The organism is Sphingopyxis panaciterrae, assembly GCF_011762125.1.
Lineage (GTDB): Bacteria > Pseudomonadota > Alphaproteobacteria > Sphingomonadales > Sphingomonadaceae > Sphingopyxis > Sphingopyxis panaciterrae.
Genome location: NZ_JAASQN010000001.1, coordinates 951,675 through 964,808 on the forward strand (window position 1 = coordinate 951,675; position 13,134 = coordinate 964,808).

General features: G+C 66.2%; 16 protein-coding genes and 1 pseudogene. 10 read left to right on the forward strand and 7 right to left on the reverse strand.

The genetic code is table 11. The features are described from left to right. Positions 1-46 precede the first annotated feature (46 nt). The 5 genes from FHR22_RS04225 to FHR22_RS04245 all read left to right on the forward strand — a co-directional run bounded on the left by FHR22_RS04225 (position 47) and on the right by FHR22_RS04245 (position 4,558). The gene (locus FHR22_RS04225) at positions 47-499 is read left to right on the forward strand and encodes a cytochrome c-type biogenesis protein (RefSeq protein WP_166939256.1); all 453 of its coding nucleotides are present in this window, start codon (positions 47-49) and stop codon (positions 497-499) included. Further along, complete coding sequence (locus FHR22_RS04230) at positions 496-1,146, forward strand: tetratricopeptide repeat protein (RefSeq protein ID WP_166939259.1); 651 nt, start codon at positions 496-498, stop codon at positions 1,144-1,146. Before FHR22_RS04225 ends, FHR22_RS04230 begins: the two co-directional genes overlap by 4 nt. Positions 1,147-1,189: 43 nt before the next feature. Continuing rightward, positions 1,190-3,151 (forward strand): potassium transporter Kup, encoded by a 1,962-nt coding sequence (locus tag FHR22_RS04235; RefSeq protein WP_166939261.1) that lies wholly within the window; start codon positions 1,190-1,192, stop codon positions 3,149-3,151. Between the two features lie 178 nt (positions 3,152-3,329). Further along, a complete protein-coding gene (locus FHR22_RS04240; protein WP_166939263.1) occupies positions 3,330-4,082 on the forward strand; it encodes a hypothetical protein in 753 nt (250 codons plus the stop codon). Further along, complete coding sequence (locus FHR22_RS04245) at positions 4,079-4,558, forward strand: AHH domain-containing protein (RefSeq protein ID WP_166939265.1); 480 nt, start codon at positions 4,079-4,081, stop codon at positions 4,556-4,558. The genes FHR22_RS04240 and FHR22_RS04245 overlap by 4 nt, the downstream gene beginning before the upstream one ends. A 74-nt stretch (positions 4,559-4,632) precedes the next feature. Here FHR22_RS04245 and FHR22_RS04250 read toward each other — a convergent pair whose 3' ends face one another. Together FHR22_RS04250 and FHR22_RS04255 are read right to left on the reverse strand one after the other, a co-directional pair. After that, the gene (locus FHR22_RS04250; protein WP_166939268.1) at positions 4,633-5,124 is read right to left on the reverse strand and encodes a hypothetical protein; all 492 of its coding nucleotides are present in this window, start codon (positions 5,122-5,124) and stop codon (positions 4,633-4,635) included. Between the two features lie 54 nt (positions 5,125-5,178). Beyond that, a complete protein-coding gene (locus FHR22_RS04255; RefSeq protein ID WP_166939270.1) occupies positions 5,179-6,006 on the reverse strand; it encodes an alpha/beta fold hydrolase in 828 nt (275 codons plus the stop codon). Positions 6,007-6,142: 136 nt separating this feature from the next. Here FHR22_RS04255 and FHR22_RS04260 point away from each other — a divergent pair, with 136 nt between their 5' ends. The 5 genes and pseudogenes from FHR22_RS04260 to FHR22_RS04280 all read left to right on the forward strand — a co-directional run bounded on the left by FHR22_RS04260 (position 6,143) and on the right by FHR22_RS04280 (position 10,941). After that, positions 6,143-7,156 carry a GlxA family transcriptional regulator gene (locus tag FHR22_RS04260; RefSeq protein ID WP_208417476.1) on the forward strand — a complete coding sequence of 338 codons (1,014 nt, stop codon included), beginning with the start codon at positions 6,143-6,145 and terminating at the stop codon, positions 7,154-7,156. 91 nt (positions 7,157-7,247) lie between these two features. Beyond that, positions 7,248-7,607, forward strand: a pseudogene (locus tag FHR22_RS04265) (YciI family protein); the annotation flags it as partial. 75 nt (positions 7,608-7,682) lie between these two features. After that, complete coding sequence (locus tag FHR22_RS04270) at positions 7,683-9,008, forward strand: RNA polymerase sigma factor (protein WP_243853459.1); 1,326 nt, start codon at positions 7,683-7,685, stop codon at positions 9,006-9,008. Continuing rightward, the gene (locus FHR22_RS04275; RefSeq protein WP_166939278.1) at positions 9,005-9,673 is read left to right on the forward strand and encodes a DUF6445 family protein; all 669 of its coding nucleotides are present in this window, start codon (positions 9,005-9,007) and stop codon (positions 9,671-9,673) included. The genes FHR22_RS04270 and FHR22_RS04275 overlap by 4 nt, the downstream gene beginning before the upstream one ends. Positions 9,674-9,828: 155 nt before the next feature. Beyond that, positions 9,829-10,941: a choice-of-anchor A family protein gene (locus FHR22_RS04280; protein WP_166939280.1), complete on the forward strand. Its 1,113-nt coding sequence runs from the start codon at positions 9,829-9,831 to the stop codon at positions 10,939-10,941. A gap of 15 nt (positions 10,942-10,956) precedes the next feature. Here the strand turns inward: FHR22_RS04280 and FHR22_RS04285 are convergent, their stop codons facing one another. From FHR22_RS04285 to FHR22_RS04305, 5 genes are all read right to left on the reverse strand, one after another. Then, positions 10,957-11,157, reverse strand: a complete 201-nt coding sequence (locus FHR22_RS04285; protein ID WP_166939283.1) for a hypothetical protein — start codon at positions 11,155-11,157, stop codon at positions 10,957-10,959. A gap of 39 nt (positions 11,158-11,196) precedes the next feature. Beyond that, positions 11,197-11,418, reverse strand: coding sequence for a hypothetical protein (locus FHR22_RS04290; RefSeq protein WP_341786545.1), 222 nt, complete (start codon positions 11,416-11,418; stop codon positions 11,197-11,199). Between the two features lie 8 nt (positions 11,419-11,426). Further along, positions 11,427-11,714, reverse strand: a complete 288-nt coding sequence (locus FHR22_RS04295; RefSeq protein ID WP_166939287.1) for an antitoxin Xre/MbcA/ParS toxin-binding domain-containing protein — start codon at positions 11,712-11,714, stop codon at positions 11,427-11,429. 166 nt (positions 11,715-11,880) lie between these two features. Next, positions 11,881-12,396 (reverse strand): hypothetical protein, encoded by a 516-nt coding sequence (locus FHR22_RS04300; RefSeq protein WP_166939289.1) that lies wholly within the window; start codon positions 12,394-12,396, stop codon positions 11,881-11,883. A gap of 127 nt (positions 12,397-12,523) precedes the next feature. Beyond that, entirely contained in the window at positions 12,524-13,063 is a 540-nt protein-coding gene (locus tag FHR22_RS04305) for a GNAT family N-acetyltransferase (RefSeq protein ID WP_166939291.1), read from the reverse strand. Positions 13,064-13,134: the final 71 nt, after the last annotated feature.

Genomic DNA, 13,134 nt, shown 5'->3' on the forward strand with positions numbered 1-13,134 from the left:
GAAACGTTCGGGAGCGGCCGTTCGTTTAATAACATATGGGCCGGAGATGGGCCCCTGCCTGCGCAGGGGCACGTGGGTTTTTGGGCTCGCGGTCCTGCTTTCAGGTCTTTGCCTGCCCGCCACCGCCCAAGACCGCCTGCCGCCTGCGCCCTATGCCTATCAGCAGCTCAAGGATCCCGCCGAGGAAGCGAAGGCCAAGGCGCTGATGGAGGAACTCCGCTGCCTTGTCTGCCAGGGGCAGTCGATTGCCGACAGCGACGCCCCGCTCGCAGGCGACATGCGCCACGAGGTGCGGAGCAAGATCGCCGCGGGCGAAAGTCCCGCCGCGATCAAGACATGGCTCGTCGCGCGCTATGGCAATTGGGTGAGCTATGACCCGCCGTTCGACGGCGCAACCGCGTTGTTGTGGTTCGGGCCCTTGCTTTTCCTCGCGGTCGGCGGCTGGCTCGCCTTCGGCCGCTTTCGCCGCGGCGAAAGCGAAGAGGGGAGCGAGGGATGATCTGGCTCTGGGTCATGCTCGCCGCCGCGCTGACGATCGGAGGCATCCTCTGGCTCGGCAAGCTGCCCGCGGCGGTGCGGCCGCTGGCGGGGGCGGCGGTCATGCTCGGGCTGACGGGCTATGCGCTGCAGGGCAATCCGTCGCTGCCGGGCAAGCCGGTTGTGACGGCGTCGGAGCCCGAGGGCTTCGGCGAGGCGATCACCGACCCGCGGCAGGGCATGTCCGAACGCTTCGGCCCGGCGGCGCAATGGCTCGGCCTGTCGGATGGCTTCGCGCGCACCGGCAAGACCGAACTCGCGGCCAAGACGCTTGAAAAGGGGCTGGAGAAATATCCCGACAATGTCGACCTGTGGGTCGCGCTCGGCAACGCGCTCGCGGCGCATAGCGGCGGCACGATGTCGCCCGCCGCGGCGCTGGCGTTCGACGAGGCGGCGCGGCGCGACCCGTCGCATCCGGCGCCGCCCTTCTTTGCCGGGCTCGCGCTCGCGCAGGGCGGCGATCTCAAGGGCGCCGAGGCGGTATGGAGCGAGCTTCTCGCGCGCAGCCCCGCCGATGCGCCATGGCGCCCCGACCTCGAGATGCGGCTGGCGCAGCTGCGGCAGGCATTGGGGCCGCAGGTTCCGGCCGATGCGCCGGCGGGTCCTTAATTGGAACCTGTTCCATCCGCGCAAGCTCGTCTAAAGGCGCGCGATGACTGCTGAGTCGCGACCGGCGGCAGGCGGCGCCGAAGGCGCTGCTCCGGCTGCCACAGACACGGGCCATCACGGCCACGGGCACCATGGCGACGGCAAGCTGAAGCTGGCCGTCGGCGCGGTCGGCGTCGTGTTCGGCGATATCGGCACCAGCCCGCTCTACGCGTTTCGCGAGACCTTTGCCGGACATCATTCGATCGATGCCGACAAGTTGCACATCTATGGCGTGCTGAGCCTTGTCTTCTGGTCGATGATGCTCGTCGTCACCTTCAAATATGTGCTGACGATCATGAAGGCCGACAACAAGGGCGAGGGAGGCAGCCTGGCGTTGCTGGCGCTGATCAGCCGCTCGTCGGGCGAAAAACGCTGGACCTGGCCGATCATCCTGCTCGGCGTGTTCGCGACCGCGCTTTTTTACGGCGACAGCATGATTACGCCGGCGATGTCGGTGCTCTCGGCGACCGAGGGGCTCAGCTATATCAACAAGGGCTTCGATCCCTATATCGTGCCGATCGCGCTGGCGATCCTGATCGCCCTGTTCGCGATCCAGTCGCGCGGGACGGCGAAGGTCGGGATGCTCTTTGGCCCGATCATGCTCTGCTATTTCCTGATGCTCGCGGTGCTGGGGGTGATGCATATCGTCGACCATCCGTCGATCATCCTCGCGACGCTCAATCCGGTGAACGCCCTTTATTTCTTCTACGTCGACGGCTTTACCGCCTTCATCGCGCTCGGCGCGGTCGTGCTCGCGGTGACGGGGGCGGAGGCGCTCTATGCCGACATGGGGCATTTCGGGCGCAAGCCGATCGGGCTGAGCTGGCTCTGTTTCGTACTGCCCGCCCTGATGCTCAACTATATGGGGCAGGGCGCGATGGTGCTGGAAGCCGAGATGGGCTCGCGGCTGGGGCTGATCCAGGATCCGTTCTTCCTGATGATGCCCGACGCGTGGCGCGTGCCGATCGTCATCCTGGCGCTGTTCGCGACGATCATCGCGAGCCAGGCGGTGATTTCGGGCGCCTTCTCGCTGACCCAGCAGGCGATCCAGCTCGGCTTCATTCCGCGCCTGCGCGTCGAGCACACCAGCGCCTCGGCGGCGGGGCAGATCTATATTCCGATGGTCAACTGGGGCCTGATGGTGATGGTGATCCTGCTCGTCCTGTTCTTCGGATCGTCGAGCAATCTCGCCGCAGCCTATGGCATCGCGGTGACCGGTGCGATGTTCATCGATACCTGCCTGATGAGCGTCGTGCTGTTCAGCCTGTGGCGCTGGCCGGCGTGGAAGGCGGTCCCGGTCCTTGCGGTCTTTTTCATCGTCGACATCGCCTATTTCGGCGCGAACCTGATCAAGGTGCCCGATGGCGGCTGGGTGCCGCTGGCGATCGGCCTCATCATCTTCACCATGCTGACGACCTGGTCGCGCGGCCGCAAGCTGATGCAGAAGGAAATGGCCGAGGGCGCGATGCCGATCCCGGTGTTCGTGAAATCGGCGGCGAACAGCGCGACGCGGGTGCCCGGCACCGCCGTGTTCATGACATCGTCGGCCGACGGCGTGCCGCACGCGCTGCTTCACAACCTCAAGCACAACAAGGTGCTGCACCAGCGCATCATCCTGCTGACGATCAAGATCGCCGACGTGCCTTTCGTGCGTGAGGAGAATCACTGCGCGCTCGACGATCTGGGGCAGGGATTCCACCGCCTGATCCTGAACTACGGCTTCATGCAGCCGGTCGATGTGCCCGAGGCGCTGAAGCGCGTGACCGGGTGCGGCGCCGAGTTCAAGATGATCGAGACCAGCTTTTTCCTGTCGCGCCAGACGTTGATCGCAGCGAGCAAGCCGGGCATGCCGATCTGGCGCGAAAAGCTGTTCGCGTGGATGCTGCGCAATTCGGAAAGTGCGATGGAATATTTCCGCCTGCCCACCAACCGCGTCGTCGAACTGGGAAGCCAGGTCGCGATCTGACGCCGCACCGCGCAGACCATTCCGGAACGGACGCAATAAGCGTTTGAACATTGCGAGAAGTCTTGCAATGCAAGCGGAAATCCTTCGAAGGTCGATCCGAACCATGGGTGCCGGCAACAGCGATGCGTCCATCTTTCCGGTTCCCCCGGAACCCTTTGCCCTGATCCTTGGCCCGTCGATGCACATTCGTTCCGACGAGGAACTGGAGACGGCGATCCGCCATATGGGGTTGCGCCCCGAACGCGCGCGTAGCGACGATTCCGAAATCATGGCACAGATCGCGTCGCCGCTGCTGCGCCTGCGTTTCGGGCGGGTGTCGGTCCTGGCCGGGCGGGCGGCCGGCCGCGCGCTCGATCTGGTCGACCCGGCCCATCCGGCGACGAGCCTGCTCGCGGCGAGCCTGCCGGCGGGGTGGCGCGGGGATGGCCAATGCTGGATATTCATTCCCGACGATGACGGCGCGTGCGCGCGCGAACAGCCGACGCGGAGGCGCGAATTCTTCAAGATGATGGTGCTGCTGATCGACCTGTTCGACGCAAGCCACTTTTTCTGGTCGCCGGCGCGGCTGTGGTCCGACGCGCCGCAGTTTCGGGCATCGATTGCCGAGATGCTGACCAGCGGCATGCCGCCGGTCCTGCATCTGGTCGCGTTCCGGCGGCATGAGGCGGAGGGGGCGGCCTATGTCGGGACGCGCGGGCTGGAGCTCTTTGCCGGACAGGAACTCGAAGGCCGGATTCCCGAGGGGTGGACGGTGGGGGATATGGTCAAGCGGCTGGCCCGGCTGTCGCTCGACATGATGCTCAACGGCCCGATCCGGGAAGCCCGGCGCATCCGCGGCCTCGATGCCGGCGAATGGGTGTATCTGTCGCCACCGCCGGCTGGCGAAGGAGGGCGGGCGCATATTCGCGTCGAGTTCGGCGGCGATCGTTGACGCCGCGAGGAAGCTGGCACGGCGCGCCGCCGCCCTGTACCGGTTTCCAGCGTCATCATCTGATCCCGATCGCATTGTTGCGGCGGAGCCAGATGGCCGCGATGTTCGACCAGTTGCAGCGCGAGGATTTTGCGCTTCAGAATTTCGCATGCAATGGGTTGATACTGCCGGCGAGCGAGCCCGCCGCGCTCCGCCTGGGTCACGCGCTGCATCGCGGGCCGCATCATGGTTACAGCGATGTCATCGCCGCGCGGGTCGAACGGATCCGCGTTCACTTCGCGCTGCAGGCGCCGGTGGACCCAGGCACTGCGCGGCGCACCGCAATGATGCGGCTGCGTTTGCTTCAGGATGTCATGCGGCGGGCGCTCACCGATCGCCACCGCGCAGGCTTCTGGCTCAATCGGCGCGATCCGATGCGGCTGTTCGCCGACCGGCCCTATCTCGACGATGCGATCGACCGGCTGTTTGGGGGATAGATGCGAGGGTTGGTTTCGGGGTGCACAAAGGAAGGGCAGCCACCGGCCAAAACCGGCAATTGTGCGATGGACCATCAGGCGGCGAGGCGGCGGCTTGCCTTGAAGGCGGCGTAGCCGAACCATAGCGTCCCGGCGAGCAGCGCGCCTTGCGCCGCGACGAACGGCCCTTCGGTTCCGGTGGGGGCCAGCGCGTGGAGGGCCGGGACCTTGAGGAACGACTGCACCACCAGCACGAACAGGTTGAGGTAGAGCGCGAGCGTGGCGGTGATCGCATAGACCGGTGCCGCGCGGCCATGGAGTTTGCGGCCATAATAGGCGGCGAAGGCGATGATGAGGATCAAGGTCGAGAGGATGCCGACGCCGAGCGCGGGGGTGAAGGCGAGGATCGGGAACAGAAAACCGGACAGGCTGGTGAGGAGCGTCGTCCAGAGGAAGATGCCGGTGGTGCGGGGGAGAAGGCGTTCCCGCGCAAAGGCGGGCAGCGCGATGAGGCCCGCCCCGATGGCGATCAGGCTGATCGCGACATGGAGCGCGGTGAACTGCGATATGGTGAGGCCGAGGATCATTGTCTTTGCTCCCTGCTGCGGGCGGCGCCAAGCGCACCGCCGCCCGCCGGTTGATCAGTTGTGGATGAAGTCGAGGAGGTCGGCGTTGAAGCGGTCCTGTTCGGTGACGGTGAGGCCGTGGGCGCCGCCTTCATACACCTTGAGCACCGCCTGCTTGACGATCTGGACGGTCGAGAGCGCCGCGGCGCCGATCGGCACGATCTGGTCGTCGTCGCCGTGGAGGACGAGCGTCGGCTTGTCGAACCTCTTCAGGTCTTCGTGGAAGTCGCTTTCCGAAAAGGCGCGGATGCTGTCGAGCAGGCCCTTGAGGCCGCCGTTCATGCCCTGCCGCACGAACTCGTCGCGCACCGCTTCGCTGACCGCCGCGCCGTCGCGGTTGTAGCCGTAGAATGGCAGGGTCAGGTCCTTGAAGAATTGCGGCCGGTTGTCGAAGGTGCCCTTGCGGATGCCGTCGAAGACGTCGATCGGCAGGCCGTTCGGATTGGCTTCGGTCTTGAGCATCAGCGGGGGAACCGCGCCGATCAGCGCGACCCTGGCGACGCGGCCGGTGCCGTGGCGGCCGATGTAGCGGGTGACTTCGCCGCCGCCGGTCGAATGACCGACCAGGATGACGTCCTTGAGGCCGAGCTGTTCGATCAGTTCGGCGAGGTCGTCGGCGTACTGGTCCATGTTGTTGCCCGCCCAGACCTGATCCGAACGGCCATGGCTGCGGCGGTCGTGGGCGATGGTGCGGAAGCCCTTGTTCGCGAAGAAGACCATCTGCGCGTCCCAGGCGTCGGCGCTGAGCGGCCAGCCGTGCGAAAAGACGATCGGCTGTCCGTCCTTCGGACCCCAGTCCTTGAAGAAGATGCTGGTGCCGTCGCGGGTGGTGATCGTGGTCATGTCGTGGTTCCTTTCGTCGCGCTTTGCGTATGGGGCGGGGTATCCGTCCCGGTGAAGCAACAGATAAGCGGGCGCGGGCTTGATCGGGATTGGCGGATACGACAATATGCGGGCCGATTCCGACAAAGGAGCCGATATGCCCAAGTTGCAGGTGCCCGACGCGACCCATGTGCCGCTCGTCGAGGTCGGGATGATGACCTATCCCGATTGCCAGATGGGCATGGTGCACGGCATTACCGACCTGTTCGACGTCGCGGGGCGGTTCGCGGTCGATCACGGCCGCCGGCCGATCCGCGCCAGCCATTGGCGGCTGGAAGAGGGCGGGGGCTTCAGGCGCCGGTACGACAGCCACCCCGATGAGCCGGCAGGCAATTCGCCCGCGGTGCTGATCGCGCCGGGAAGCCTGCACAAGCTGCTCGAGCCGGGCGAGGTCGAGCCCTATGCCCGCTGGCTGCTCGACCGGCACGCGCATGGCGCAGTGCTGGCGTCGAATTGCGGCGGGGCCTTTGCGCTTGCGGCAACCGGGCTGCTCGCGGGACGACCGGCGACGACGCACTGGTATTTTGCCGATGAATTCCGCGCACGGTTCCCCGACGTGCGGCTGGAAGCCGACCGGATGGTGGTCGATGACGGTGACATCGTTACCGCGGGCGGGCTGATGGCGTGGACTGACCTGGGGCTGCGCATCGTCGAGCGCTTGCTCGGGCCGTCGGTGATGATCGAAACCGCGCGCTTCCTGTTGATCGACCCATCGGGCCGCGAGCAGAAGAATTACGCGAGCTTCGCGCCGAAACTGACGCATGGCGACGAGCCGATCCTGAAGGTGCAGCATTGGCTGCAGGCGAAGGAAGGGCGCGTGAACGGCGTCGCCGACATGGCGCGCGAGGCGGGGATGGAGGAGCGTACGTTCCAGCGCCGCTTCAAGGCGGCGACGGCGATGACGCCGGTTGAATATGTCCAGCATCTGCGCGTCGGCAAGGCGCGCGAATTGCTTGAATTCACGCGGCGCACGGTCGACCAGATCGCGTGGAGTGTTGGTTACGAGGATGCAGCGGCGTTCCGCAAGCTGTTCCACCGCACCACCGGCCTGTCGCCGAACGAATATCGGCAGCGCTTTGCGGTGCCGCAGCCGCTGGCCGACGTGGCCTGAAAAAATATTTGCGCCCTGTGTCGATTTGGCGACGGCTCGTTCGTCGTCTTGATACGAGGCCGTTGTTGGCCGGATGAAAAGGAGACGGACGATGCGTGTGATGGTTTTCGTAAAAGCGACCGAGGATAGCGAAAAGGGCCTGCCGCCGACCGAGGACATGACTGCGATGTTCGAGGCGATGGGCAAGTTCAACGAGGAACTGGTCGCGGCCGGCGTGATGGTCGACGGCGATGGGCTGAAGCCGTCGTCGGCGGGGAAAAGGATTGCGTTCGACGGCCCGAGCCGTGCGGTGATCGACGGGCCGTTCGCCGAGACGCGCGAACTTGTCGCGGGCTATTGGGTGTGGGAGGTCAAGGATATGGACGAAGCGGTCGCGTGGGCGAAGCGCTGTCCGAACCCGATGCCGGGACCGAGCGAGCTTGAAATTCGCCCCTTCTATGAAATGGCCGATTTCGGTGACGCGATGACCCCCGAACTCGCCGAGCGCGAGCAGAAGCTGCGCGAAAAGCTCGGCGGCGAATAAGCGATGTCCGCCGCCATGCTTGCCTCGCGGACGATCTTCGCGGACAAGGCGGGCATGGCGGCGGATGAGACCCACCGCGCGATCGAGGCGGTATTCCGGATCGAGCGCGCCAGGCTGATTGCCGGCCTGGCGCGTGTCGTTCGCGATGTCGACCGCGCGGAGGAACTGGCGCAGGATGCGCTGATCGTCGCGCTGGCCGAATGGCCGGTGCGCGGGGTTCCGGGCAACCCCGGCGCCTGGCTGATGGCGGCGGCGAAACGGCGCGCCATCGACGGCATAAGGCACGACGCGATGCGGACACGCAAGCATGCCGAAATCGCCCGCGAACTGGACGGAGAGAGCGATATGAGCGCAGAGGCCCTCGAGGCAGCGCTTGACGATCCGCTGGGCGACGAACTGCTCGGACTGATTTTCGCCGCCTGCCATCCCGTGATTTCGCCCGAAGCGCGCGCTGCCCTGACGCTAAGACTCGTCGGCGGGCTGACCGCCCTGGAAATCGCGCGCGCCTTCCTGTCGAACGAGGCGGCGATCGCGGCGCGGATCACCCGGGCGAAAAAGGCGATTGCGACGGCCGGGGTCGCGTTCGAGGTGCCGCGCGGCGCCGAACTCGCAGGCCGGCTCGGATCGGTGCTCGAGGTTGTCTATCTGATCTTCAACGAAGGCTATGCGGCGACCGCCGGGCCATCGCTCGTCCGCCCGCCGCTGTGCGCCGAAGCGCAGCGGCTGGGCCGCATCCTTGCGGGATTGATGCCGGAGGAACCCGAAGTGCTTGGTCTGCTCGCGCTGATGGAAATTCAGGCGTCGCGGCTTGCCGCGCGCGCCGGCCCGGACGGCCGCTTTGTGCCGCTGACCGAACAGAAGCGCGCGCGCTGGGACCAGTTGCTGATCCGCCGCGGCTTGAATTTGCTGGCGCGGGTTGAGGCGTTGGGCGGTGCCGACGGGCCTTATGCACTGCAAGCGGCCCTCGCGGCGTGCCACGCGCGGGCGCGCACCGCCGCAGACACCGACTGGACGCAGATCGCCGGACTTTACGATCGGCTGGGGCAGGTGATGCCGTCGCCGGTGGTCGAACTCAACCGGGCGGTCGCGCACAGCATGGCCTTCGGTCCCGAAGCGGGATTGCGGCTGGTCGACGCGATCGCCGATGCGGCGGCGCTGCGCAACTATGCACCGCTCCCCGCCGCACGCGGCGACTTCCTGCTGCGCGCCGGGCGCTATGCGGAGGCGAAGGCGCAGTTCGAAGCGGCGGCCGGGCTTTCGGCGAATGAACGCGAGCGCGATTTCCTGCTTGCCCGCGCCGCGGTGTGTGCGGGATCATCCGGAGGATGAAGGCCGCGTTCGAGACGATCGGCGACGAGGCGCAGCCGCTCGTCATCCTCGATGACTTCGCGGCCGGTGTTGACGTGTTGCGCAAGCATGCGATGACCGCGACGTTCGAACCCGCGCTCAACCATTATCCGGGAGTTCGTGCCGGCCTGCCATCCGGATATCTGACCGACCAGTTGCCGCTGATCGCCGCCGCGGCGCGGCAAGCTTTCGGCCGCGCCGGGCCGGTCCGTGTGATCGACGCGAGCTTTTCGATCGTATCGACCCCCGTCGACGCGCTGAGCATCGCCCAGCGCCTGCCGCATGTCGATGCGTTCACGCCCGACCGGATCGCATTGATCCACTATCTTTTCCCGGAAGGCGGCGACGGAACGGCCTTTTTCCGCCATCGCGCGACTGGGTTCGAGACGATCGACGAAGGCCGCCGTGAGCTGTTTTTCCGGCACCTCGAAACCGAATTGCGTTATGCGGGACCGCCGCCCGCCGCCTATGTCGCGGGCGATACGCCCCTGTTCGAATGCACGCGCAGCGTCGCGGGGCGCTATAATCGCGCCCTGCTGTATCGCAGCGGCAACCTGCATAGCGGTGCGATCGCGGCGGACGCGATCCTGTCGCCCGATCCCGCCGAAGGGCGGCTGACGATCACCGGCTTCTTTTCGATCGGCTGACCCAACGCCGCACCGCCAAATCGCCACACCCCGTCGCCTCGAAAAAGCCGCTGTTCCAGAATAGGACAACGGCTCGTCGCAGTCCGGTGTATGGTCGGCGGTAAAGCGCTTAAGGGCGCGGCGATTCTTTCCTTTGATTTATGGATATGATTTCCATGGCATTTTCTTTCCGTCCCCTGCTTCCCGCCGCGCTCTTCGCGACTGCGATCGCGGTTCCCGTGCTGGCGCAGAGCAACCAGATCAGCGGGATCGACGCGCTGCGCGAATGGAACCTCGTCGTTCTTGGCGACCTCAACAGCTCGTCGGAGGTCGAGGGGCGCACGTTCGTCGGCGGCAATCTGGCGGGTAATTCGTCCAACTATGGCATCCGCGCCACGACGTCGGCGAATGGCCAGCCCGGGCTGACCGTCGTCGGCAATGTGACCGGCGGGCACAAGAACCTCAATAACGGGTCGGGTGCGATCGTCGGCGGCAATGTGTCGAGCGGCTTCAACCTCAACGGTCCGAACCAGACCGTGAAGGTCGGCGGGACAATCAGCAACACCAACATCAACCAGAATATCGTCCAGTCGAACCTCGGCGCCAGCAACCCGGCGTTCGTCGTCAACCTGCAGCAGGACAAGACGCGGCTGACGGGAAGCCTGAACAGCCTGTCGTACGAAATGGGGACGCTGAAGACGAACAGCCAGCTGACGATCCAGGGCAACCGCGGCACCTTCACCGCGCAGCCCGATGCCAAGGGCATGGCGGTGTTCAACATCAGCGCCGCCGACCTCGACAAGATCGGCGAGATCCAGTTCAACCTGAACGGCGCCGACACCGCGATCGTCAACGTCAGCGGCCGGACGATCAACCTCAACGACAATTTCCTCGGCGGCACCAACAACCTCGGCGAGCATGTCATCTGGAATTTCCCCGAGGCCGAGAGCCTGAAGCTGTCGACGGCATGGGGCGGATCGGTGCTCGCGCCGCTCGCCGATGCCGAGACGCGCAATTACATCCAGGGGTCGGCGGTGTTCGGCAATCTGACGCAGAATGGCGAAATGCATATCGGCACCTTTACCGGCGGTTACAGCCCGCCGGGTGGCAGCACCTCGTCGAGTGGCGGGGCCACATCGAGCGGCGGCACGTCATCGGGCGGTTCGAGTTCGGGCGGCGCGGTGCCGGTTCCCGAGCCCGGCATGTTCGGGCTGTTCGCGCTGGGCGTCGGCGGGCTGCTCTATATGCGCCGCCGCCGGGCGAAGCAGGACGGCGAGGGCGAGGGCTGACCCTGTTCCGCCGGGTCAGCGCCGCGGCAGCTTGCGAGCGCGCGCCGGCGGCGCGACAAAATAGGCCGTCATTCCGCGCCGGGCGCGATAATCGTCGATGCGCCGCGCATAATGATCGGGCAGGTCGAAATTGGCGAGATGCGTGCCTTCGCGGCGCGCGCGATCGACCGTCATGACCGCCATCTGATGGTGATAGAATAGCTGATTCATATCCATGACGGTCTCCTTGTGATGGCTGGGATGTCGCGCGGGGCCTTAATAGCCGTCCTTCGCGCCGGGCGGGCGGTAGAAGCGGTGGCGGGTAACCGCGCCGTCGATCAAATGGCCGCGAAGCCGAAGACGCATTTCATCGGCGCCGATGCCGGTGGTGCAGACGAGGCGGGTCCCGCCCGATGGCAGCGGTTCGACCACGCTGATGCCGACGCCTTGTGAAAGGCAGAGGCGCCGCACCTCGCTTTCGGGGAGCGCGAGGTTCATGGCGCGGCTCATTCGAAGCCGGGACCCCGCGCCGAAGCGCGGATGGCATTGGCAACCTGTTCATATCCTTCGGCGCTCGCGGTCGCGACGGCAAGCGGCCGGCCGCCGAGCGCGGGATTCTCGGTGTTGAGAAACGCGATTGCGGGATCGCGCCCACCCATCGTCAGAAAGGCAAGCTGGCTGATATCGCCCTGCCGCCGCGCGTCGTCGCGGGCGAGGGGCGCGCGCTTCTGGCGAAAAAAGCTATTTGATCGCGCTTTTGCGGGGGTGACGGGCGAAACTGCCTGTTCGGTCATGCGGCGCTCCTCTTTGGTAAGCGGGAGCGCACATGTCTCTCAGCCGCGACGGCCTACTGAAACCTGTGCCGCGATAAACCATATATGGGGGGCCCGGGGCGAATTATAAGGCGTGGCCGCAGATTTCGGAACGAAGCTTCGGTCGACGGCCATCCACCCCCGCCCTTTACAAAGCGGCGATGAGCGTGGCGCCGGTCGCGGCGACGATGGCGATCAGCAGCGCGGCTTTCGGGCCGTAGGTTGCGATCATCCCGGGCGGCGAGGGGGCGCCAAAGGGCGGATCGTCGTTCAGCTCCATCCGGTCGATGCGCGCCGGTGCGGGGCGGGCGATGGGCGAAGCGATACCGGGGCCGCTGATCCCGCTGGCCAAGACCAGCTTTTCAAACGCGACCGCCATCTTTTCGCGGGCCAGATATTCCTCCATCGCTCCGCGGGCCGGGTCGGGGTCGGCGGGTTCGGGCAGCGCTGCGACCTTGCGTTCGATTTCGCCGTCGAGGGCGTGGAGGCGATCGATCGCCTCGATGATGCGTCGCCGGTCGCCGCTTTCCATCGCGAGTTCGAGGCGGGTGAGCGACAGCATGCCGGCGCGGCAATATTGCAATCCCCAGAACAGCCCCATTGCCGGGGAATCGGCCAGCGCGGCCGGGCGGCCGCCGCCGGGCGGGGGCGTCAATGCGTTCACGATCTTCTCCTGCGCCAACCCTTGCCGCAGGGCCTAAAGGCAAAGTGCCGCCGGGCGAAACCGCGATCCGGTCAGGCGTGAGCAAGGCGCGGCGGATGGGGAGAAGGAGCGGCCCAGGGTCCTGACCCTAGTTGTCCTCCAGCACCTTGCCCATGCGGATAATCGGCACTGCGACGCCGTTTGCGCCCGGCGTGTCGACGTGCTCGATCGGGGAATAGCCGCAGGCGCGGTAGAGCGGTTCGCCCGACAGCGTCGCCATCATTTCGGCGCGCGCGAAGCCGGCGTCCCGCGCCGCCTGTTCGCACAGCGCCATGATCAGGCGGCCGACGCCTTTGCGGACGTGCGCGGGGTGGGTGTACATCGCCCGGATGCGCGCGGCGTCGGTGGCGGGGTCGAGCAGCGCGGGGTCGCGAAGACTGGTGCTGTGGTCGCCGCCATAGAGCGTCGCGCGGCGCGACCAGCCGCCGCAGCCGGCGATTTCGCCATCGTCCTCGATGATGAAATAGCTGCCGTCGGCGATCAATTGGGTGTCGAGCCCCATCACCGCGCGGCTTGCGGCGATCTGGCCTTCGTCGAGGAAGCCTTTCTGCAGTTCGGCGATGGCAAGCGCCATCACGTCGCGCAGCGAGTCGAGATCGTCGGTGGTGGCGAGGCGGTGAGTCAGCATGACACGGCTATAAGCCGCACGGCGAGCGAGCGGCAAGTGCTGCCGCTCGCCCGTCCGTTCGCTTCGGTGGA